The organism is candidate division WOR-3 bacterium (assembly GCA_039801725.1).
Taxonomy (GTDB): Bacteria; Hydrothermota; Tepidihabitantia; order Tepidihabitantales; family DTDR01; genus DTDR01.
This window is the reverse complement of sequence record JBDRVE010000001.1, coordinates 37,760-59,206: the sequence shown is the minus strand read 5'-3', so window position 1 is coordinate 59,206 and position 21,447 is coordinate 37,760. Positions and strand designations below refer to the sequence as shown.

Below are 21,447 nucleotides of genomic sequence, written 5' to 3'. Positions count from 1 at the left end.
TTAATCAACTTTTATTGTATATACTTTTGAAACACCTGGTTGAGGATTAGTTACCCCTAAAAGAACATCGGCATTTTCTAAAGTTAATCGATTATGAGTGATAATTATTATTTGTGTTTCTTTAGACAACTCTTTTAAAAATTTAACAAACCTTCGAACATTTATGTCGTCTAAAGGAGCGTCTACTTCATCTAAAAATAAAAAGGGCGTTCTTTTAATTCGGTAAAAAGAAAAAAGTAAAGAAAGGGCTAACAAAGCCTTCTCACCGTCCGAAAGGTGTTCCAATCTTTTAGGATTTTTTCCTTTTGGTTTAGCAGTGATTATAACGGAAGAGTCGAAAGGATTTTCGGGTTGGGAAAGGATGATGTCAGCTTCTCCTTCGGTAAAGATTTCAATAAAAGTTTTTTTAAATCCTTCTCTTACTTTTTGGAAGACATTATAAAAAATTTCTTTTGCTTTTCTTTCGAGTTCTTCCGCAGTTTTTTTTAAGTTAGTTATTCCCTTTAATATGTCTTTTTTTTGTTCTAAAAGCTTTAATAATTCATTCTTTTCGTAATTATAATCTTCCGTTGCCAATGGGTTAACATTACCAATTTCTAAAATTTTCTTGCGGATATTTTCTAATTCCTTCTCATAATCGATAGAAGAAGTGGCGATCTCTTCCCATGAAAAACTACTATTAAATTCTTTAAGGTTATTCATATTTATTTCTAATTCTTTCTCAATACCTGCTAAAACAATTTGGCAGTTAGTAAGATTATCTTTTATCAAAGAGATTTCTTTTTGATACTCGTTGATTTTTTTATTTTTTTCTTGAATTTCACTTAGAAGAAGATTGATTGTTTTTTCAGGTAGTTGTTTTTCAACAGTGAGGATCTCTTTTTGTAATTGAGAAATTCTATTTAATAATTCCTTTTTTTTCTTTTCTCCTTCTAAAAACTCTTCCTTGATTCTTTTTACTTTTTCTATTAATATCTCTAATTCTTTTTTAACTTTTTCTTCTTCAATTTCTTTTTCATATACTTTTTGCTCTTTTTGGTAACAATTTTCTTTTAATTTAAAAAGTTCATTAATAAGCATCTGAAGTGCTTCATTTTTTGATTTGAATTCTTGCTTTAAAAAATTTAAATTTTCTTCTTTGTTTTTAAGTTGTTCTCTTAAGTAAATTTCCTCTTCTTTTATTTTATTAATTTTTTCTTTTATTTCTTCTCTTTGGTTGGAAAAAGAATTTAATTTATTAATTTTTTCTTTTATTTCTTCTTCTAATTGTAAAATTGCTTTCTTCTTTTGATTATAAATTTCTGATAAGTTATTTAAATGATAAATTTCCCAATAAATTTTTAATAATTCTGTAGGAGGAACTTCCCAATTTTTAATTTTCTGTAAGTCGATAACACCTTCTTTTGTTAAAATTTCTTCTTTTTTAGTAATATAAGTAAAATTAGGGTTTTTTAAATAAAAATAACAAGCTTCCGTTAAATTGTCTACCAAATAACATTCGATAATTTTCTCTTTGATGAAAGAAGGACAATTTTCCTTGAATTTTACAAAATTTTTTAAAGGTATAGGTGATTTTTTCCCGAGAGAGGTTAAATTTTTGCAATTTTTCTCAGAAGATAATGAGATAAATCCACTGTTAATATGATTGATAAAATCAAGAGAATTGTTTTCTAATAAAAAGGAAAGATTTTTTATTAAATAAAAATTTAAATAGCCTTTTAATAATTTATCAACTAAAATCTCGTAACCGGGTTCAATTTCTAAAAATTCTGCTAAAGTTCCCAAAAAATTTTCTCCCAATTGCTCTTTTATTAATTCTCTTTTTTCTCTTTTTTCTTTTTCTATAAAAAAAAGATATTTTTCTTTTAATTCAGCAATGAGCTCTTCTTTTTTAACTATCTTTTCTTCTATCTCTTTTAGTTCCGTTTCTAATTCTTTGATTTCTTTTTTTCTTTCCCTTAATTCTTCATCAATTTTGTTTATTTCTTGATTTATTTGAAATAAGAAAGTTTCTTCTTTTTTATTTTTTTCAAAATTTTCTTTTAAAGTCTCCCAAAGAATCTTTATTTCTTTTTCTATCTCAGTTATTTTTGCTTCTTTTTCTTGGATTTCTTTTTGAAACTCTTTAATTTTGGTTTCTAAGGCTTCTTTTTCAAAATTAATTTTTATTAAATCTTCTTTTAGCAATTTAATCTCTTCGGTTAAATTTTTTTGCCAAGATAATAAATTTTCCTTTTGGTTTTCCCTTTCGGTTAACTCTTTTGATAAAAAATTAATTCGTTCTTCGTAAATAATTTTTTCTTTTTCTAAAGAGTTTAATTCATTTAATAAATTTTGATAAATATGATGAATATTTTCTTGTTGATCTTTAAGTTCGGTAATTTGGCGTTGGTTTTTATTAATTTCTTCACTCAAAATTTCTATCTCTTTTTCTTTTTGAGAAATTTTTTCTAAGTATTCCGAAATTTCTTTTTTTAATTTTTCTCTTTTTTCTTCTTGATTTTTGATTTCCTTAATAAGCAATTTTTGTTGATACTCCTTTTCTTTTTCTTTTAATTGTAAATATTCGTTAAATATTCTTACTTGCCTTTGGAGGTTCCGGACAATTCGTTGTTTCTCTTTAATGATTATTTCTAAATTTTCTAATTCCTGATTCAAATTTATTAATTTTTTATCTATTTCTTTTCTATTTTCGAAATATTCTTTTAAATTTGCTACTTCAAAGAATAATTCTTTCACTTCTCCTTGGATAATCCTGCGCATTTGGGCAATATCAAATATAGAATAAACATAAGAGCCAACCTTACCAAAGAGAGCTTCGATATCTTTTAAACGACAGGGTTGCCGATTAATAAAATATTCACTTTCACCTGAACGGTAATAACATCTTTTTATTTCGATCTCGTTACCATATTCTTGCCATTCTCCTTCGTTTTCGATGATTAATTTTACTTCACAATAATTTAACGGCGGAATTTCCTTGGTGCCACTAAAAATTAACTCTTCGGTTTTACTACACCGTAATAAGGTGAGAGATTGTTCACCTAATACCCAACGAAAAGCATCAAAAATGTTGGTTTTTCCACAACCATTTGGTCCTAGGATCGCAGTAATCCCTTTGGGGAATAAAATACGAACTTTTTCAGGAAAAGATTTAAATCCGAAAATACTTAACTCTTTAATCCGCATTTTTAAAATTATAAAAAATTTTATCTGAATGTCAAAGAGTTTGGTTAACATTATAAATTGACATTTTTAAATTTCTAATTATAATAATTTTTTAAAAAGGAGAGGATATGCCAGTTCCAAAAAGAAGACATTCTAAATCAAGAGGCAGAAAAAGAAGAACCCATTGGAAATTAAAAACTCCTCAATGGGTAGAATGTCCTCATTGTCACCAATTTAAATTGCCCCATACAGTATGTCCCCATTGTGGGTATTATAAAGGAAAAGAGGTAATAGTGGTAAGTAAAAAAGAAGAATGATAAAAATTGCTGTCGATGGTTTAGGAAGTGATTTAGCACCTAAACCGGAAATCTTAGGAGTAGAAAAGGCTTTGGAAGAAAATTTGGATTTAGGTATTATTCTTATTGGTAAAAAAGAGTTATTTCCACTTGCTTCCTTGAAGGAGAAGTTTGGTGAACGGATTGAATTTTTGGAGTGTGAGACAATTTCCTTTTCTTTGGAATCACCGGTAGAATTATGGAGAAAAAAGGTTAATAATTCAATTGTCAATACCATCTCTCTTCTAAAAGAAAACAAGGTTTCTGCGGCAGTAAGTGCTGGAGATACCGGGAGTCTATTGGTAGTTGCTTTAAAAATTTTAGGAACTTTGCCTGGAATTTTGCGACCGGCGATTGGCATTATTTTGCCTACTAAAGTGGGATTTTCTCTTTTAATTGATGCGGGTGCTAATCCAACAGTAAAACCAATTAATCTTCAACAGTTTGCGATTTTAGGTTCTTTAACCTATGAGTTATTATTTAAAAAAGCGAATCCTAGTGTTGGGTTGCTAAATATTGGGAAAGAAGAAAATAAAGGAAGTGAATTATATCAACAAGGTTATAATTTATTAAAAAATTCGCCTTTAAACTTTATTGGTAATATTGAAGGTTGTGAAATATTTAAAGGAATCGCCGATGTGATTGTGTGTGATGGTTTTGTGGGTAATATCCTTTTAAAATTTGGTGAAGGAATTGTGGAAACTCTTAATCAAGCATTGAAAGATTATTTCTCTTCAGAAACAAAATATCGGATGAGAAGATGGTTTTCTAAACCGGTTTTAGAAGAATTTATTGAAAAACTTAACTATGAAGAACAGGGAGGCGGAATTTTATTAGGGATTAATGGTACAGTAGTGGTGGCTCACGGAAGGAGTAATGAAAAGGCAATTAAAAATGCTATTCAAACTGCTGTTTTTTTTGCTCAAACTAATTTAGTACAATTTTTAAGAGAAAATTTACCCTTTTATCTCAATACCAAAAATGAAAATTGAAAAATTTTCTCTTTCAATTTTTTTTATCTTGCTAATCTTCTTTTCTTGCGAGATTACCCAAGTTGGTAAAGAGGGGATAAAGGAAAAAGTTGGCAAAGATACTTTAATTTTTCTTAGTCCTTGTCAATTTGATAAAATTGGTAAATTTTATCCTTGTGGTGGAGTCCAAGGTTTATTTTTAGGAAAAAACAGTTTTTATGAATGTCGAGTTCTATTAAATTTTCCTTTAGATACTTCGTTTAAAAATAGCGAAAAGATTAAACTTATTCTTTATCCCAAAGCCAGATATTTTTCTCCGGTAAAATTTAAAGTATATCCTCTATTTTTAGAATGGGACGAAAATGAGGTAACTTGGAAATTGGCCAGGGCTAATGTTCGTTGGATTAATTACGGCGGTGATTATCACGAAGTTTTGTTGGGAGAAGGAGAAGCAAACGAAGACTCAACAATAATTGAATTAAACTCTCATTATTTTGATACTCTCTTTAAAATTAATTGTGGAATTATTTTAATTCCTCAGGAGACAGTCGAGAAATTTATTTCTTTTTACAGTCGGACCGAAATTAAACCACCCAAAATTTATTTTAAAAAAGAAAGTAGAGAAACCATCTTTTATCCAATAGCCAATGCTTATATTGTTGATACCCTTTTTGAAATTCCTGAAAATTATTTGGTTATTGGCAGTGGTTATTCCTTTTTTAGTTATTTAAAATTTGATTTAGGTGATCTTCCTCAAGAAGCCACTATTATTAATGCTGATTTATTTTTATATCCGAAAATTGATAATACTTATTTTCCTGTGGATACTAATGAAATTGTTATATTAAAACTTATTAAGGATTATTCGATAAATAGAGAAAATACCCCTTACGAAATTTTTAAGAGAACTCTGTTCTTTAAAGAAGATTCATTAATAAAAATTGATATTAAAAATTTAATTAATTTCTGGCGGGAAAAACCTGATTCTAATTTTGGATTATTTGTTTCTCTTTATCCTTTTGGTTCTTATCCTCGATTTCTTTTACTTAAAAATCAAAATGAAAAAATTCCAAAGATTGAAATTTTTTATTTCTTGAAACCAAAAGAAAGGCCATGAATTTACTTGTTTTTTATCTTTTAAGCCAATCTTTTTTTAACCCCCTTTTTTTTGGACAAGAAAAAGATAAATTTTTATTTAAGAAAGAAGATCTATTTTTCACTCCTAAAACCAAGGTATTTTTTTCTTTTAGTAATTGCTTTTTTTTAGGAATGGCAGATAAGGAAAAAAGATTAGTTTTTAATTTTCACCCTGAAGAGTTTTATTTTTTTATTCCCTTTTTGAAAACTTATCATATTGGTTTAAAAATAGATGAATATTTAAATCAAGAATATGATATATATTACCAACCAGAAAATTTTAAAAAAGAAGGGTATTTTTGGCATGTCACTTCACAAGGTGGAATTTATAATTTTGGTCTTATTCTTGCTAAAACTTTTAATAATCTTTTCTTATTCGGTGAAGGAAATTTTAACTTGGGAAATAATTTAGAAATCTTTGCTGTAGAAAAAGATAAAAACATTTTTGCTTGCGAAACAGTTTCTTATGATTATGTTGGCAAAAATTTTAAATTGGGTTTTCTTTTAAAATTAAATAGATTCTCTTTAGGTTTTCAAAATAATTTTTTAAAAGAGATAAAAGAAAAGAGAAGATCCAAAAAATATCTTTTAAAACCAGATTTTAAAATTTTTTTCAGTATTTATCTAAAAGATAATTTTCGATTTAGTTCCAGTTATTTTTATCAGCAAGATAGTTTGCTTTTTCCTTTAAAAAATACTTTTTCTTTTTCTTTGGATTTCTCTTTCTTAAATCGGATAAACAGAATAAGCATTGGCTTTTCTTTAAAAGATATAAAAAAAATTTATTTGGACGTGCTTTCGGAAATAATTATTAAGAATTACGGCAGTTTTTATCCGGAATTATCAATAGGTTATCACCGAAAAGGGAATTTATCAGAAATACTTTTTGCTTTTAAATTTAATACTCTTTTTGAAGAATTTTGGCGTAAGCGAGTAAGAAGATGGGGGAGTTAAATGAGGGAAAAGACTTTATTGATTATTAAGCCCGATGGAGTAAAAAGAAAATTAATTGGTCAGATTATCTTGCGGATAGAAAAGGAAAGTTTTGATATTCTGGATATCAAGTTTTTGAAGTTAACAGTTGAACAGGCTAAGGAGTTTTATAAAATTCATCAAGGAAAAGATTTCTATCTCTCCCTTTGTGAATTTATGGCAAGTGGTCCCATTGTTGTTCTCCTTTTGGAAGGTGAAAATGCTCGTGAGAGGCTTCGGAAAGTAGTAGGTGCTACTGATCCCAAAAAGGCGGTCGAAGGCACTATTCGGCGGGAGTTCGGCAGTTCAGTTCAAGAAAATGTGGTTCACGCTGCAAATCCAGAAGAGGATGTAGAAAGAGAGATAAAATTTTTCTTTCCAGAAATAGCAATTTAAAAGGGTAATGCGAAAACTGCTTATAATTTTGATTCTTTTTTTGATTAATTGTGCTTATTTTAATCTGTTTTATAATGCCAATAAATTTTTTCAAGAAGGTTTAAAAACAAAAAATATTAGTGAGGCACAAATAAAATTTAATAAAGCAAAAGAAAAAAGTAATTTGCTTTTAGTTAAATATCCTAATTCTAAATGGGAGGGCGATGCTCTTTTTATTATCGCGGTTAGCAATTATTATTTAAAAGAGTATAAAAAGGCTCTTGAACAACTTGATATATTTTTATCTTATTTTCCTAATCATAAAAAAAGAGAGGAGGCTCTTTATTACCAAGCCCTTACTTATTTGGAACTTAAAGAATACCCGAAGGCAATGGAGATTTTAAGAAATCTCAGTGATGATAAAGGAAAATATTCAACCTTCGCTAAATACCAAATAGCAATGGTTTATTATTTTCAAAAAAATTACCAAATATTTTTAGATTCCATGACCAGTTTTATAAATAATTTTAAAAAACATCCTTTAAGAAAAGAAGGTCTATTAAAAATTGCCGAGGCAAAAAAAGAATTGGGTAAATTAGTCGAAGCAAAAAATTTTTATAATGAGTTATTTGAAATTGAAAAAGATGAAAAGGAGAGAATTAAAATTCTTACACAGATGGTAGATTGTTTAAATAGCGAAGATCAGGAAACTCTTAAAATTTATCTAAAAAAATTGGAGAGATATTTAGACCGTTATCCAGATTTAAACAATTTGCTTTATTTAACCATTGGTAAGATTTATCTATTGCTTAAAGATGAGAAAAAGGCTTTTTTAAATCTTACTAAAGTTAAGGGTAATGAAGCCCAAATGGCTTATTATCTCATTGGAGAATATTGGGAAGAAAAAGGGATATTTGATAGTGCTTTAGTCTATTATGACTCTTCTTATCAAAAAAATCCTCAATCGGAACTGGGCTTAATAATAAATGGGAAAAGAAACTTACTTAAAAAGGTATTAAATTCAGTAGCCGAAGATACTTTGGAGCCAGCTTTTTATCATCTTAAATTAGCGGAAATTTATCTTCTTTCTTTAAATAATAACTCTTTAGCCTTAAAAGAATATGAGAAAATTTATAAAAATTATCCAAATAGTAAATATGCTTTAAAAGCAAAATTCGCTTCGGCTTATCTTTATTATACGAAAATTGATAAAGAAAGAGGCGAAAAGCTTTTTCAAGAAGTTATTGAGGAATTTCCGGGAAGTGAGTACGCGAAAAAGGCAAAGGAGATTTTAAAAAAATGAATGGAATTTTTTGGGAGAAAGTGAAAATAAAAAAAAGAATAGATTTTTCTGATAAGATTATTGGTTTTTGGTTGACAACAGAGAAAATTGCTAAAAACAGTAAAATCGGTCAATTTGTTCATATAAAAATTGGAGATAATTACGGATTTTTTTTGCGGAGACCTTTTTCAATTGCTGATCGAGAAGGAGATAAAATTTTTTTTATTTTTCGAGTAGTTGGTCAAGGGACTTTTTGGTTAAGTAAATTAAAGAAAGATGATGAGTTAGATATTTTAGGACCTTTAGGAAAACCAATTGAAATACCGGAAGAAAAAGATATTTTAATTTTGGGGGGTGGTTTAGGGATTGCTCCTCTTTATTTTCTTACGAAAATTTTTTCTAATAATAAGAAAGAGTTATATGTTATTCTTGGTGCGAAGAAGAAAGAAGAATTAATTTTAAAAGAAAGATTTGAAAAATTAAATTTAAAAAAACTAATCTTTTATACAGAAGATGGGAGTTATGGAGAGAAAGGAAAGGTTTCCGATGGTCTTACTAATATATTAAAAGAAAAAGAGTTTAAAATTGTCTATTCTGCTGGTCCTATTGAAATGTTAAGAAAAATAAAATTCCTTTTGAAAGAGGAAATAAAAATTTATGGTTTCTTAGAGGAACGGATGGGCTGTGGTGTTGGATTATGTGCCGCATGTGCGATTCCTAAAAAAGATGGAACCTATCTCCATTTATGTGAAGAAGGTCCGTGTTTAATGTTGAATGAGATTTTATTATGAATTTAGCCCAAAGAATTAAAGATATCACTTTCCCAAATCCAATATTATTAGCCAGCGGTACTTATGGTTTTGGTCAAAAATTTAAAGAGATAATAAATTTAACTGGTGGAGTTATCACCAAAACAATTACTTTTAACCCAATTGTTGGTAATCCGCCACCAAGAATTTATGAATTTGAAGGCGGTATTATTAACTCTATTGGTTTAGAAAATCCCGGAGCGATATATTTTAAAAATAAAATCTTACCCACCCTTAAAAATTTAGATACCAATCTTATTGTTAGTGTTGGTGGGACTTCTTTAGAGGAAATAGTTAATGTGATAAAAATTGTTGAGGAAGAGATAATTTCTGCTTACGAATTGAATCTTTCTTGTCCAAATATAAAAGAAGGAGGGATTAGTTTAGGACAGGACCCAAAATTAGTTGAAAATATTTGTCAGGAAGTAAAAAAGATAACCAAAAAGTCAATAATTGCTAAGATACCAACATTTTTTTGCAACCCCCTTGTGATTGCTCAATCAGCCGAAAGAGGAGGCGCTGATTTTATAACAATTACTAATACTATTCCCGGTTTGGTGATTGATATTGAAAGACAGAAACCCTTTTTGGGAGGAATAAGCGGCGGAATTTCTGGTTCTTTTTTAAAATATTATGCTCTTTATCTTATTGCAAAAATTAGAAACATTGTTAAAATACCAATAATTGGTTGCGGTGGAGTTAGAAGTTATCAAGATGTTTTGGAATATTTGTTTTGTGGAGCAGTACTAGTAGAGATTGGTAGTTTAAATTTATCAAATCCTTTTATGGTGATTAAAATTATTGAAGATATTAAAAAATGGGGAAAAGAAAAAGAGATTAAAAGTATTAAAGAGATAATAAGAAAAATAAAAATTGAATTATAAATATGACCAAAATAATTATTGCTTTAGACGTTGATTCTGCCCAAAAAGCAAGAAAGATTGTTAACCGTTTAAAAGGCTGGCCCGATATGTTTAAAGTTGGTTTATATCTTTTTACGCGGATTGGTCCCAATGTGTTAAAGATGATAAAAAAATATAATGAAAAGGTGTTTTTAGACTTAAAATTCTTTGATATTCCCTCTATTGTTGAAAAGGCTTGTGAGAGTTGTCTAAAATGGCAAGTGGATATGTTTAATTTACATATTCTTGGTGGTTATGAAATGCTAAAAAGGACAGTCGATTTTGTGTTTAACTATTGTGAGAGGAAAAAAATAAAAGAAAGACCGAAAATTATTGGTGTGACTTTGCTAACAAGTTTTAAAGAATATAGTTTATTAGAAACCTTAAATATAAAAGAAGAAAATTTCCAAGATATGGTAATAAAATTAGCCTTAATCGCTAAAAAAGCTAATTTAGATGGTGTGGTTGCTTCGCCTCGCGATATAAAAAGAATAAAAGAAGAATGTGGCAAAGATTTTTTAGTTGTTTCACCAGGGATAAGAATACCAGAAATTGAGATACCAAAAGATGATCAACAAAGGACATTGACTCCTGGCGAAGCAGCGGAAGCCGGTGCTGATTATATTGTGATTGGCCGACCAATATTAAAAGCCGAAGATCCGATAGAATTAATATTAAAAATTAAAGAAGAGATAAAAAAAGTATATGAAACCAAAGGAGATTGAGAAACTTTTGTTGAAATATCAAGTATTAAAAGAAGGACATTTCTTATTATCTTCTGGTTATCATTCCCAATATTATTTTGAAAAATTTCGAATTATTGAACACCCAAATTTATTAACAAAATTTTGTAGTTTGATTAAAAAAGAATTTAAAGATAAAAAGATTGATGTTGTTTGTGGACCGACAACAGGTGGCGCAATTATTGCCTATGAACTTGCTCGGCAACTAAAAAAAAGATTAGTTATTGCTGAAAAAGAAAATGGAAGAAGGATAATAAAAAGAGGGTTTGTTATTAAGAAAACCGACCGAGTTTTAATCATTGACGATGTATTAACAACGGGTAACTCAATAAGGGAAACAATCAATGCCTTAAAGCCTTTTGGTTGTAAAATTGCTGGTATCGCTGTTTTAATTGATAGAAGTACTGAGAAGATAAAAGATTTTAAATATATTGCTCTTTACAAAAAAAAGGTGCCAATTTTTGAGAAAGAAGAATGTCCCCTTTGTAAAAAATATCTCCCTTAGAAAGACCAGGTAGTATATAAAAATTTTCTCAACAATCAACAAATAGCCAAAATCATAAGAAGTTTATGGATAATAAACTTTATTATAGCAACGGTAATAGGCTTATATAAACCAATAATAATATGCTTATTAAAATTAATAATAATACTTTTATTAGAATTAATGATAATACCATTATGAAAACGAATAACAAGAACCTTATTAAAGTTAGCAATAAGAGACTTATTAAGACGGACAGAATAGGCTGGAGAGATACGTTCCCTATCTTTTTATTAAATCTAAAATAAGTATTTGAAATATAAAGACTTATAAGAAATTTCTATTTTTAAAATTTTTGCATACTATGCAAATTGAAAAAAATCTTTAATGGTTATAATAAGGTGATGTTAAGAAAATTTATAGGAAAGTTATTAAGAGAAATGAGGAAAGAAAGGGGATATAGTTTAAAAGAGATTGCCAAATATTGTAGGAAAAGTATAAGTGATTTATCAAGATTAGAAAGGGGCGAGATTAAAAATCCTTCCATATTTTTGATTTTAAATTATTTAAAGGCAATAAATATTCATTATGGAGAATTTTTCAGCAAAATCCAGGGATATGAAATAGAAAACTTATTAAAGATAAAAGAGAAAGCAAAGGCAAGCAATGGAATGAAATTAGTAAGAGAAAAACTTCGTTATAGTTTTGGATTAAGGTTTTCATCAAAGCCTTTTATTAATTATCCGAAGGAATTAGAATGGAAGATAAAAAATTATTTGCTTCCTTTTGGTTATGAACCTTCAATAGTTAGAAAATATATCAAGTTTAGTGAAAAGGTATTTTATGGTCTTTTAGATGGAAAAGATGAGAATTATTTTTTAGAGATAAACAAGAAGGCAGAAGAAGGAAATTTAGACAAACTTCATTTAGCAAAAATAGCAAAAATTACTTACGAGGCTTATAAAATGGCATTAAAAAGAATAAATCAAGTGAAACCAATAACTGATAAAAAGAGGAAAAGAATGGCTGAAGGCTATTTAAAATATCGGAGGGAATGTATAAAATTAGAATATTTAATAAAAAAATATTTATGTGAAAAAGGGGTGCCCTTACCTTTACATTTTATTATCTAAACAAGGCGAGAAAATATCGCAAACTATTAAAGAAAAAGAGATTAGAGAAGATAAAGGAGACAGATGAAAAGGCAATAAAAGAAGGTTTAAAAAAAGAGATATTAGACGGAATAAAAGAGATTATAAAAGATGTGATAAAAAAAGGAAGATTACTTAATTAACTCCTTTAATTTATCAAAATAAGTGAAGGATAATATTTTTGTCAATCAATTTGACATTATCTATTTTTTTGTTAATATTTATCTATGATATTTATTATTTTAACATCTATTATTTTTAATCAAACCTATCTTATTGATAACCCTTCACCAAGTTTTTTAAGTCATGGTGAATATTTAATTGGATTTAGACTGCAAGGAAATAATGGAATAATGGCAAACTTTGGGATTGGACTTTTTGATAGGTTAAATATGGGTGTCTCTTATTCGGGGGATAGTATTTTAGGAAGTGGTAAGCCAACCTTTCCCCAAAAAAGAGGACCCGAATTTCAAATCCGTTTAAAGATTATTGGCGAAGAAAGTTTTGTTTTTCCTGATGTAATTTTGGGTTTTGATACCCAAGGATTTGGTAGTTATGACTCAACGAAAAATGGTTATACTGTTCCAGAAAAGATGTTTTATTTATTATTAGGCAAAACAATTGATTTTACTAATACCAATATTTCGGGCGGAGTTAATTATCGGGATAAAGTTAATTTCTTTTTATCAATAAGCCAATTATTACCAAGCGATTTTAATTTGATATTAGAATATTCTTCTTCTTTTTATGATGAGAAAAGAGATATTAGAAATTATGGCTTTTTAAATACAGGAATTGCCTGGAATTTTAGTGAGCAGGTTCGCTTTCTTTTTGCTTTAAGAGAAATTATTAAAAATCATCATAATAATAGTTGTCACTTAAACCGGATTGCCTATATAACTTTTCAATCCGGTTTTTAATTTGATTTTTAAAATTATTATGGGTTTCTATTATATTATTATTCGTTCTTATTTTAGTGCGGCTCATCGATTGACTGATTTCTTGGGGGATGAAGAAATACATGGTCATAATTATTTAGTAGAAGTTTTTATTAAAGAGGAAGATATTGAAAAGAAAGGTTATCAATTTGATTTTCGTGAGGTGGAAAAGTATTTAAAAAGTATTCTGCCCGAACATAAGTTTCTAAATGAAATATTTGATTTCCTACCAACTTGTGAAAATGTTGCGAAATATTTGTTTTATAAGATAAAAGAGAAATATCCGATTAAAAAAATTAGACTATGGGAAAATGAAAAATATGCTTGCGAATATGAAGAAAACTCTTCTTGACTTTTCAAAAATTTTTATTAAAATTATTAACTAATTTTACGTTATTATGAAAGAATTTGAAGAATTTAAGGGTGAAAAGGTGAGAATTAAACTAAAGAGTTATGACCATCGGATATTGGATCAATCAGCAAGGCAAATTGTGGATGTTATTAAGCAACTGGGTGGAAATGTTTCCGGACCAATACCTTTGCCGACAAAGCGGTCGCTCTTTACGGTTTTGCGTTCAACCTTTATTGATAAGAAATCGCGTGAGCAGTTTGAACTACGGGTGCATAAAAGATTGATTGAAATTGATAATGCTACTCCGGAGATGATCAATGCCTTAATTCGTTTAGAAGTACCGGCCGGTGTTGATGTGGAGATTAAAATAGCCTAATTATGATGGGATTATTAGGTAAAAAAATAAGGATGACCCAGTTATTTGATGAGAAAGGTCGAGTAATTCCGTGCACGATTGTGAAACTTGGTCCTTGTTATGTTGTTCAGAAAAAAACTAAAGAAAAAGATAATTACTGCGCTATTCAGTTAGGATTTGAGGAAGTTAAAAAAGTCAATAAACCAATGGGTGGTCATTTTAAAAAGGCAAATTTGCCACCTTTGAGATATTTAAAGGAATTTAAGGTAGATAATCCTGATGGATTTGAACTGGGAAAAGAGATAAAAATTAGGGATGTTTTTAAAGAAGGGGATTTGGTTGATGTTACCGGTTGGACAAAAGGAAGAGGTTTTGCAGGCGGTATGAAGAGATGGGGATGGAGTGGCGGTCCGGCTTCTCATGGTTCGCAATCTCATCGCCGAATAGGCTCTTTAGGAAGTGGTACGGATCCCGGAAGACCTTGGAAAGGAAGGACTTTACCTGGTCATTATGGCTGCGAAAGAGTAACAGTAAAAAATTTAAGAATTGTAAAAATTGATGAAGAGAATCATTTGGCCTATATTTCCGGTGCTATTCCTGGATATCGGAATAGTTTAGTAATAGTTAAAAAAGCTAAAACTACTAGTAAATAACTATGAAGGCAGAACTTTTATCAATTAATGGCGAAATAAAGGGAGAGATTGAGATACCAGAAGAGATTTTTGGTTGCGAAGTAAATCAGGGTTTAATTTGGGAAGCGGTTACCAATTATTTAAATAATCAAAGACAAGGAACCGCTTGTACTAAAACTCGCGGCGAAGTAAGAGGAGGAGGAAGAAAACCTTGGCCACAAAAACATACTGGTAGAGCAAGGCATGGTTCTATTCGTTCGCCGATTTGGCGAAAAGGAGGGATTGTCTTTGGTCCTAAACCGAGAGACTATTATTATTCTTTGCCAAAAAAGAAAAAAAGGTTGGCTTTGCTTTCCGCGCTTTCTGCTCGCTATCAAGATAAGGCAGTATTATTTTTGGAAAACTTTACTTTGGAACAACCAAAAACTAAGTTAATATATAATATTTTAAAAAATCTGAAAATGAACGGTGAGAATGTTTTATTAGTAGTAAAAGAGATGGACCAAAATATAAAATTGGCTTCAAGAAATATTCCCAATCTTACTTTGATGCCAGCAAATAGTTTGAATGCTTACGAAGTTTTGGTAAATGACAAGATTGTATTTACCGAAAGTGGATTAGAGGGTTTAAAAGAATTATGTTTGACCCAAGAAAAATAATAATTAGACCAATTTTAAGCGAAAAGGCTTTAAGATTAAGAGAATATAATCAGTATGTTTTTCAAGTTGCTAAAAATGCTAATAAGATTGATATTAAAAGAGCGATTGAAGAGTTATTTAAAGTAAAGGTAGAAAAAGTTAGAACAATGAATGTGCGTGGAAAGCCAAGGAGAATGGGATTTTTTGAAGGAAGGACTGCTTCTTGGAAGAAAGCAATAGTTACTTTAAAAGAAGGCGAAAGAATTGAAGGTTTAGAGAGGTAATTATGGCAGTTAGAACTTACATAAAAAAGTATCGACCAATTACTCCAGCACGAAGATTTTATAGCGTTATTAAATTAGAGGGGGTTCCTAAAAGAGAGCCTTATAAACCTCTCTTAGTAATTAAAAAGAGCAAAGCTGGAAGAAATAATTTAGGTAGGATAACCGCAAAATATCGGGGTGGCGGAGAGAAGAAATATTATCGGATTATTGATTTTAAGAGAGATAAATACGATATACCGGCAAAGGTTGTTTCTATCGAATATGACCCAAATCGGACTGCCTGGATTGCTTTGGTTTGTTACCAAGATGGCGAATATCGTTATATTATTGCTCCCGATGGTTTACAGATTGGTGATATTGTTATGTCGACGCGAGATAAAGAAATACCGATAAAGATTGGTAATGCTATGCCTCTCAGGTTAATTCCTGTGGGAGTGGAAATTCATAACCTACAACTTTATCCTAATTATCCATCTTACATCGCTCGGGCAGCCGGAACATCTTGTCAAATTTTAGCAAAAGAAGAAAAATATGCAGTAGTAAAATTGCCATCAGGAGAAATAAGAAAATTTCATTTAGACTGTATGGCTACTATTGGTAAAGTTTCTAAACCAGAACATAAAGACGTAACTATTGGAAAAGCCGGTAGAAAAAGACATATGGGAAGAAGACCGAGAACAAGAGCAGTGGCTATGAATCCGATAGATCATCCAATGGGTGGTGGAGAAGGAAGGTCCCACGGTGGTAGGCATCCTTGTTCAGAAAAAGGGTTGTTAGCAAAAGGAAAGAAAACAAGAAAAAGAGGAAAGGCATCAGATAAATTTATTGTTCAGCGAAGGAAATAGTTATGGGGAGAAGTTCTAAAAAGGGACCTTATATTGACCAGAAATTATACAAAAGAATAATGGAAATGAACGAAAAGGGGATAAAAAAAGTAGTAAAGACCTATGCTCGTGCTTGTATGATTGTACCGGAATTTGTTGGTCATACGATTGCGGTTCATAATGGAATAAAATTTATTCCAGTATATATTACCGAAAGAATGGTGGGTCATCGTTTGGGCGAATTTGCTCCCACAAGAACATTTAGAGCCCATGCGGGTCAAAGAAAAGAGAAAGGTAAAGAAAAGGAGAAATAATAATTTATGGAAGCAAGGGCGATTAGTCGTTATCAAAGAATTTCAGTAAAAAAGGCTAATCGGATATTGGAGTTGATTCGTGGGAAAAATGCTAAAGAGGCTTTAAATATTCTTTATTTCTTACCAAAGCCAAGACATAAAGTACCGATTTTAAAGGCTTTAAAATCAGCAATTGCCAATGCAATTTATAAAGCAGGAAAAGCAAAAATAAAAGAAGAAGATTTATATGTAAAAGAAGCGAGAGTAACCCCTGGTCCGATGTTAAAAAGATGGCAAGCCGGACCGATGGGAAGAGCGATGATGATAAGAAGAAGAAGTTCTCATATTTATATTACCGTAGCAACTAAAGAAGAAGAGATAGGAAAGGAGGAATAATGGGACAAAAGACACATCCTTACGGATTTCGATTAGGCATTACTAAAACCTGGAAATCTCAATGGTTTGATGAAAGAAATTATCGAAAATATCTTTTAGAAGATTTAAAAATAAAAGATTTTATAAAAGAAAAATATGAAGATGCACTAATTTCCGATATTGAGATTTTAAGATTTCCTGAAAGAATCAATATTTTTATTTATACCGCTCGGCCTGGTTTTATTAGTGGTCGAAGTGGGAAAAGTAAAGATAAATTGCGTGAAGAAATTTTAAAGTTAATAGATCGGAAAGTGGATGTGGATATTGATTTGGAAGGAATAAGGGTTCCAGAGTTGGACGCTAAAATCGTCGCATTTCAATTGGCACGCGAATTAGAAAAACGTGTAGCTCATCGGCGAGCAATGAAAAGGCATATTAGTCAAGCAATGAGGCTGGGTGCTAAGGGAATAAAAATAAGGATTTCCGGAAGAATTGCGGGTGCGGAAATTGCTCGTTCTGAGTGGTTACAAGAAGGAAGGGTTCCGTTACAAACGATTAAAGCTGATATTGATTATGGAACAGATACTGCCTTTACCGTTTATGGAACAATTGGAGTAAAAGTTTGGATTTATAAAGGAGATTTAGAAACACCATAAGGAGGAAAATATGTTAATGCCCAAAAGAGTAAAATTTCGGAAGCACCATCGAGGAAGAAGAAGAGGAAAAGCAACTAGTGCTAATAAATTAGATTTTGGTGAATATGGTTTACAAGTTTTGGAACCCGCGTGGATTACGGCTGCTCAATTAGAAGCCGCAAGGGTGGCGATTATGAAATCGCTCAAAAAGAGTGGTAAATTATGGGTAAGAATATTTCCTGATAAACCAGTGACTAAAAAACCAGCCGAAACTCGAATGGGAAAAGGAAAAGGAGATGTGGCTTTCTGGGTGGCGGTAGTGAAACCAGGAAGAGTAATTTTTGAAGTAGAAGGTGTAACCGAAGAAGAAGCCAAGAGGGCTTTTAGTTTAGCCAGTGCTAAATTACCTTGTAAAACGAGAGTATTGAAAAGAGAAGAGATTGTTTATGAAACCATTTGAACTGCGGGAACTTTCTGACGAAGAACTTTTGCGAAAATATTTTGAGCTGAGTGATGAGTATTTTAAGTTAAGAATTAGAAAAGTGACTGAGACTTTACCCAATCCTAAGAGATTAACAATGTTAAAAAGAGATATTGCTCGAGTTTTAACTATTTTACGAGAAAGGGGTTATACTAAAGAAAAAGTTTTAATGTGGGGCAGAAAAAATGCGCGGACGTAGAAAAACAGTTATCGCAGTGGTGAAAAGTAATAAAATGGATAAGACCGTAGTTTGTGAAGTAGAAAGGTTAGTAATGCATCCAAAGTATAAAAAATATATTAGAAAAAAAACTAAATTATATGCTCACGACCCCAATAACGAATGTCAGGTAGGAGATAAGGTTTTATTAATGGAAACAAGACCTTTATCAAAATTAAAACGTTGGCGGGTGGTGAAGAAACTATGATTCAAGATTTTACAAGATTAGTAGTTGCTGATAATACTGGTGCCAAAGAGGCAATGGTAATAAAAGTTTTAGGTGGTTCAAAAAGAAGATACGGTTATGTTGGCGATATTGTGGTGGTAACAATTAAAGATGCTGTGCCTCAGGCGCCAATTAAAAAAGGTGATAAAGCTAGGGCGGTAATCGTGCGGACAAAAAAAGAGTATCGTCGTCCGGACGGTTCTTACATTCGGTTTGATGATAATGCCTGCGTTTTGATTGATGAGAAGGGAGAACCAAGAGGTACAAGAGTATTTGGACCAGTTGCTCGGGAATTAAGAGACAAAATGTTTACAAAAATAATTTCTCTTGCTGCTGAGGTTGTATGAGACTTAAAACTTATCTTAAAAAGAATGATATTGTGGAAGTAATTTCTGGAGAAGAAAAAGGAAAAAGAGGAAAGATTATTAAAATGCTTTATGAAAGAGATAAGAATTTAGTAAGAGCGGTGGTAGAAGGAGTAAATTTACATAAGAAGCACCAAAGACCTCGAGGAGTAGATCAACCAGGCGGAATTATTGATATTCCCTTGCCTCTACCAGTGTGTAAGTTGGCGCTTATTTGTCCAAAATGCGGTCAGAAAACAAAAGTGAGAAGAGAAAAAATAGAAAATAGAAGAGTTAGAATTTGTAAAAAATGCAATGAAATCATCGACTGAAAAAGCTAAATATATTCCAAGATTATTAGAAGAATATCGAAAACGTATTGTACCAACTTTAATGAAAAAATTTGGTTACAAAAATCCGATGCAAGTTCCTAAGTTAGAAAAGATTGTGATAAATGTTGCTGCCGGTGAAGCAATCTCTGATCCTAAAATTTTAGATATTATTAGTGAGGATTTGAGTTTAATCACTGGCCAAAGACCAATGATTGTTCGTGCGAAGAGATCGGTTTCTGCTTTTAAATTAAGAAAAGGTATGCCCATTGCGTGTAAGGTAACATTGAGAGGTTATCGAATGTATGAATTTTTGGATCGGTTTCTTAATTTTGCTGCGCCAAGAATAAGGGATTTTCGAGGCTTTGATCCTTCTTCTTTTGATACTCGTGGAAATTATAATTTAGGAATTGATGAACAAGTTATTTTTCCCGAAGTTGACGCTGGTAAAGTAAAAAAGATTTTTGGAATGGATATTGCAATTGTCACAACTGCTAAGAGCGATGATGAGGCGAAAGCATTATTAGAAGAATTGGGAATGGTATTTAGAAAGGAGTAAAATGGCAAGAAAGTGTCATATTGAAAAAAGTAAAAAAGAACCAAAGTATAAAACCCGAATAAGATTTCGTTGTCAAAGATGTTTTCGTCCTCGGGGCTATTTAAGAAAGTTTGGATTATGCCGGATTTGTTTTCGCGAATTAGCTCTAAAAGGTGAGATACCGGGTGTGAGAAAAGCAAGTTGGTAATGTAGGAGGTAAGATGATTACGGATCCCATAAGCGATATGCTGACAAGAATAAGGAACGCTTTAATGGTTCGTCATAAAGAGGTAAGGGTTCCTTATTCAAAAATGAAATTAGAAATTGTTCGGATTCTTTTAGAAGAGGGTTATATTACTAATTTTCAAGTTATTGGTGAAGGGGTAAAAAAAGAGATTAATATTATTTTAAAATACACTCCTGAAGGCAAACCAGTGATTTATGGTTTGAAAAGAATTTCCAAGCCTAGCCGTCGAATATATGTTGGTGTGAAAGATATTCCTAAAGTGAAAGGGGGATTAGGAATTGCGATTCTTTCCACTCCCAAAGGTATTCTTACCGACCGAGAGGCAAGAAAAGAAAAGGTTGGCGGTGAACTTCTCTTGGAGGTTTGGTGATTTTTTTGCTCTCTCAACAAATTTTTGCCCAATCCTTTATTAGAAGATTTGGAGTTGGGTTTTTAGGGTTTATCTATCTTCTTTTAGGATTTTTATTATTCTCAATAATTTTCTGGTCAGTCTATCTCTGGTTAGTAAAAGGGAAGAAAGAATAAATTTATTTCCTTATAAATTATAACCTATTTATAAATTTTATTAAAATTTTAAGAAACCAAAACAGGCTTAAAGGAGTCTAATTTTATTTTATACTTATTATAAGAGGGAGCTGTATAGGATATAGTATAGATTCCATTTATTTTAACTCTCTTATTATAACAATTGGTGTCATTTCGTTACCTTGACCTGCTGGATTATCTTTTAATATTTGTTCTATTAATTTTTTATCTACATTATTAGAAGAAGCAATAACCCAACTACCGCCAATATCGTTAACATCTACAATAGCTACTGGTAGAGATAAAGAATAACTTATTTTCTTAACAACCTCTTGGGGGTTTTTGGGACCCATTATTACACATTCATAATATTCCTTTATTCCTGATGTATAAGGAGCGTCAATCATTGCTGCCTGTTTACCGGCAATTCGATAGAAATCGCCCCTTCTACCTAAGAGTTTAGTAATTCCGCCAATAATCGCGGCTATTAATATTCTTATTTTTCCACATTCTCTTATTGCGCATTCCATACTATAAGGATTTCTTAAACCAGTTCCATAAGGAACTTTTCTAACAAATCGCCAAAGAAATTTTGCTAATAGAGAAACTTTTATTTCCTTTATCGGTATTGCCCTTCCTTGGCTACAAGCAACCGCGCTTTCACTTATCGTAATTATATCATTTTTTTGTAAAACTCCTTTACTATTTTCTTTAATTACTTGAATTAAATCATCCCCTTTTTTAATTAATGCAGTTTTTATCGGTATTCTTAAATATCTTTTACCGTTGATTTCAATTATTGGCTCTTTTTTTCTCATCTTAAAAATTATAACTTATGTTTTATAATATTTAAAAATTTGAAAATTTCAAGAAAAATCTTTATAA

At 30.6% G+C, this 21,447-nt stretch carries 32 protein-coding genes; 30 read left to right on the top strand and 2 right to left on the bottom strand.

Annotated elements, in window-relative coordinates:
• Positions 1–3,189, bottom strand: a complete 3,189-nt coding sequence (locus ABIK75_00340) for an AAA family ATPase (protein MEO0089547.1) — start codon at positions 3,187–3,189, stop codon at positions 1–3.
• A 107-nt stretch (positions 3,190–3,296) separates the two neighbouring features.
• Between ABIK75_00340 and rpmF the strand changes: the two genes are divergently transcribed.
• The 30 genes from rpmF to ABIK75_00190 all read left to right on the top strand — a co-directional run bounded on the left by rpmF (position 3,297) and on the right by ABIK75_00190 (position 20,562).
• A complete protein-coding gene (gene rpmF / locus ABIK75_00335; protein MEO0089546.1) occupies positions 3,297–3,485 on the top strand; it encodes a 50S ribosomal protein L32 in 189 nt (62 codons plus the stop codon).
• Positions 3,482–4,495, top strand: coding sequence for a phosphate acyltransferase PlsX (plsX, locus tag ABIK75_00330; GenBank protein MEO0089545.1), 1,014 nt, complete (start codon positions 3,482–3,484; stop codon positions 4,493–4,495). The genes rpmF and plsX overlap by 4 nt, the downstream gene beginning before the upstream one ends.
• Positions 4,485–5,591, top strand: coding sequence for a hypothetical protein (locus ABIK75_00325; protein MEO0089544.1), 1,107 nt, complete (start codon positions 4,485–4,487; stop codon positions 5,589–5,591). The genes plsX and ABIK75_00325 overlap by 11 nt, the downstream gene beginning before the upstream one ends.
• Positions 5,588–6,565, top strand: coding sequence for a hypothetical protein (locus ABIK75_00320; GenBank protein ID MEO0089543.1), 978 nt, complete (start codon positions 5,588–5,590; stop codon positions 6,563–6,565). Before ABIK75_00325 ends, ABIK75_00320 begins: the two co-directional genes overlap by 4 nt.
• Complete coding sequence (gene ndk, locus ABIK75_00315) at positions 6,566–6,979, top strand: nucleoside-diphosphate kinase (GenBank protein MEO0089542.1); 414 nt, start codon at positions 6,566–6,568, stop codon at positions 6,977–6,979.
• 7 nt (positions 6,980–6,986) lie between these two features.
• Positions 6,987–8,261 (top strand): tetratricopeptide repeat protein, encoded by a 1,275-nt coding sequence (locus tag ABIK75_00310; GenBank protein MEO0089541.1) that lies wholly within the window; start codon positions 6,987–6,989, stop codon positions 8,259–8,261.
• Positions 8,258–9,031, top strand: a complete 774-nt coding sequence (locus tag ABIK75_00305) for a dihydroorotate dehydrogenase electron transfer subunit (protein MEO0089540.1) — start codon at positions 8,258–8,260, stop codon at positions 9,029–9,031. The genes ABIK75_00310 and ABIK75_00305 overlap by 4 nt, the downstream gene beginning before the upstream one ends.
• On the top strand, positions 9,028–9,933 hold the full coding sequence (locus ABIK75_00300) for a dihydroorotate dehydrogenase (protein MEO0089539.1): 906 nt from the start codon (positions 9,028–9,030) through the stop codon (positions 9,931–9,933). Before ABIK75_00305 ends, ABIK75_00300 begins: the two co-directional genes overlap by 4 nt.
• A 2-nt stretch (positions 9,934–9,935) precedes the next feature.
• The gene (gene pyrF, locus ABIK75_00295; GenBank protein ID MEO0089538.1) at positions 9,936–10,676 is read left to right on the top strand and encodes an orotidine-5'-phosphate decarboxylase; all 741 of its coding nucleotides are present in this window, start codon (positions 9,936–9,938) and stop codon (positions 10,674–10,676) included.
• A complete protein-coding gene (pyrE, locus tag ABIK75_00290; GenBank protein MEO0089537.1) occupies positions 10,657–11,199 on the top strand; it encodes an orotate phosphoribosyltransferase in 543 nt (180 codons plus the stop codon). Before pyrF ends, pyrE begins: the two co-directional genes overlap by 20 nt.
• A gap of 383 nt (positions 11,200–11,582) precedes the next feature.
• Complete coding sequence (locus ABIK75_00285) at positions 11,583–12,311, top strand: helix-turn-helix transcriptional regulator (GenBank protein ID MEO0089536.1); 729 nt, start codon at positions 11,583–11,585, stop codon at positions 12,309–12,311.
• Between the two features lie 245 nt (positions 12,312–12,556).
• Positions 12,557–13,249 (top strand): hypothetical protein, encoded by a 693-nt coding sequence (locus tag ABIK75_00280; protein MEO0089535.1) that lies wholly within the window; start codon positions 12,557–12,559, stop codon positions 13,247–13,249.
• Positions 13,250–13,268: 19 nt separating this feature from the next.
• The gene (locus tag ABIK75_00275) at positions 13,269–13,619 is read left to right on the top strand and encodes a 6-carboxytetrahydropterin synthase (protein ID MEO0089534.1); all 351 of its coding nucleotides are present in this window, start codon (positions 13,269–13,271) and stop codon (positions 13,617–13,619) included.
• Positions 13,620–13,665: 46 nt separating this feature from the next.
• Positions 13,666–13,995 (top strand): 30S ribosomal protein S10, encoded by a 330-nt coding sequence (rpsJ, locus tag ABIK75_00270; GenBank protein ID MEO0089533.1) that lies wholly within the window; start codon positions 13,666–13,668, stop codon positions 13,993–13,995.
• A 2-nt stretch (positions 13,996–13,997) separates the two neighbouring features.
• The gene (rplC, locus tag ABIK75_00265) at positions 13,998–14,627 is read left to right on the top strand and encodes a 50S ribosomal protein L3 (protein ID MEO0089532.1); all 630 of its coding nucleotides are present in this window, start codon (positions 13,998–14,000) and stop codon (positions 14,625–14,627) included.
• Between the two features lie 2 nt (positions 14,628–14,629).
• A complete protein-coding gene (rplD, locus tag ABIK75_00260; protein ID MEO0089531.1) occupies positions 14,630–15,265 on the top strand; it encodes a 50S ribosomal protein L4 in 636 nt (211 codons plus the stop codon).
• Positions 15,244–15,528 (top strand): 50S ribosomal protein L23, encoded by a 285-nt coding sequence (gene rplW, locus ABIK75_00255; GenBank protein ID MEO0089530.1) that lies wholly within the window; start codon positions 15,244–15,246, stop codon positions 15,526–15,528. Before rplD ends, rplW begins: the two co-directional genes overlap by 22 nt.
• A 2-nt stretch (positions 15,529–15,530) precedes the next feature.
• A complete protein-coding gene (rplB, locus tag ABIK75_00250) occupies positions 15,531–16,373 on the top strand; it encodes a 50S ribosomal protein L2 (protein MEO0089529.1) in 843 nt (280 codons plus the stop codon).
• Between the two features lie 2 nt (positions 16,374–16,375).
• The gene (gene rpsS / locus ABIK75_00245; GenBank protein MEO0089528.1) at positions 16,376–16,666 is read left to right on the top strand and encodes a 30S ribosomal protein S19; all 291 of its coding nucleotides are present in this window, start codon (positions 16,376–16,378) and stop codon (positions 16,664–16,666) included.
• 6 nt (positions 16,667–16,672) lie between these two features.
• On the top strand, positions 16,673–17,041 hold the full coding sequence (rplV, locus tag ABIK75_00240; protein MEO0089527.1) for a 50S ribosomal protein L22: 369 nt from the start codon (positions 16,673–16,675) through the stop codon (positions 17,039–17,041).
• Positions 17,041–17,676 (top strand): 30S ribosomal protein S3, encoded by a 636-nt coding sequence (rpsC, locus tag ABIK75_00235; protein ID MEO0089526.1) that lies wholly within the window; start codon positions 17,041–17,043, stop codon positions 17,674–17,676. The genes rplV and rpsC overlap by 1 nt, the downstream gene beginning before the upstream one ends.
• 10 nt (positions 17,677–17,686) lie before the next feature.
• Positions 17,687–18,115 carry a 50S ribosomal protein L16 gene (rplP, locus tag ABIK75_00230; protein MEO0089525.1) on the top strand — a complete coding sequence of 143 codons (429 nt, stop codon included), beginning with the start codon at positions 17,687–17,689 and terminating at the stop codon, positions 18,113–18,115.
• Positions 18,102–18,335 carry a 50S ribosomal protein L29 gene (gene rpmC / locus ABIK75_00225; GenBank protein ID MEO0089524.1) on the top strand — a complete coding sequence of 78 codons (234 nt, stop codon included), beginning with the start codon at positions 18,102–18,104 and terminating at the stop codon, positions 18,333–18,335. The genes rplP and rpmC overlap by 14 nt, the downstream gene beginning before the upstream one ends.
• Positions 18,322–18,561, top strand: coding sequence for a 30S ribosomal protein S17 (gene rpsQ, locus ABIK75_00220; GenBank protein ID MEO0089523.1), 240 nt, complete (start codon positions 18,322–18,324; stop codon positions 18,559–18,561). Before rpmC ends, rpsQ begins: the two co-directional genes overlap by 14 nt.
• The gene (gene rplN / locus ABIK75_00215; protein MEO0089522.1) at positions 18,558–18,926 is read left to right on the top strand and encodes a 50S ribosomal protein L14; all 369 of its coding nucleotides are present in this window, start codon (positions 18,558–18,560) and stop codon (positions 18,924–18,926) included. Before rpsQ ends, rplN begins: the two co-directional genes overlap by 4 nt.
• Complete coding sequence (rplX, locus tag ABIK75_00210) at positions 18,923–19,255, top strand: 50S ribosomal protein L24 (GenBank protein ID MEO0089521.1); 333 nt, start codon at positions 18,923–18,925, stop codon at positions 19,253–19,255. Before rplN ends, rplX begins: the two co-directional genes overlap by 4 nt.
• A 13-nt stretch (positions 19,256–19,268) precedes the next feature.
• A complete protein-coding gene (gene rplE, locus ABIK75_00205) occupies positions 19,269–19,811 on the top strand; it encodes a 50S ribosomal protein L5 (protein MEO0089520.1) in 543 nt (180 codons plus the stop codon).
• Between the two features lies 1 nt (position 19,812).
• On the top strand, positions 19,813–19,998 hold the full coding sequence (locus ABIK75_00200; GenBank protein ID MEO0089519.1) for a type Z 30S ribosomal protein S14: 186 nt from the start codon (positions 19,813–19,815) through the stop codon (positions 19,996–19,998).
• 13 nt (positions 19,999–20,011) lie between these two features.
• A complete protein-coding gene (rpsH, locus tag ABIK75_00195) occupies positions 20,012–20,407 on the top strand; it encodes a 30S ribosomal protein S8 (protein ID MEO0089518.1) in 396 nt (131 codons plus the stop codon).
• Positions 20,404–20,562 (top strand): hypothetical protein, encoded by a 159-nt coding sequence (locus ABIK75_00190; GenBank protein ID MEO0089517.1) that lies wholly within the window; start codon positions 20,404–20,406, stop codon positions 20,560–20,562. The genes rpsH and ABIK75_00190 overlap by 4 nt, the downstream gene beginning before the upstream one ends.
• Before the next feature lie 137 nt (positions 20,563–20,699).
• Here ABIK75_00190 and ABIK75_00185 read toward each other — a convergent pair whose 3' ends face one another.
• The gene (locus ABIK75_00185; protein ID MEO0089516.1) at positions 20,700–21,380 is read right to left on the bottom strand and encodes a coenzyme F420-0:L-glutamate ligase; all 681 of its coding nucleotides are present in this window, start codon (positions 21,378–21,380) and stop codon (positions 20,700–20,702) included.
• Between the last annotated feature and the right edge of the window lie 67 nt (positions 21,381–21,447).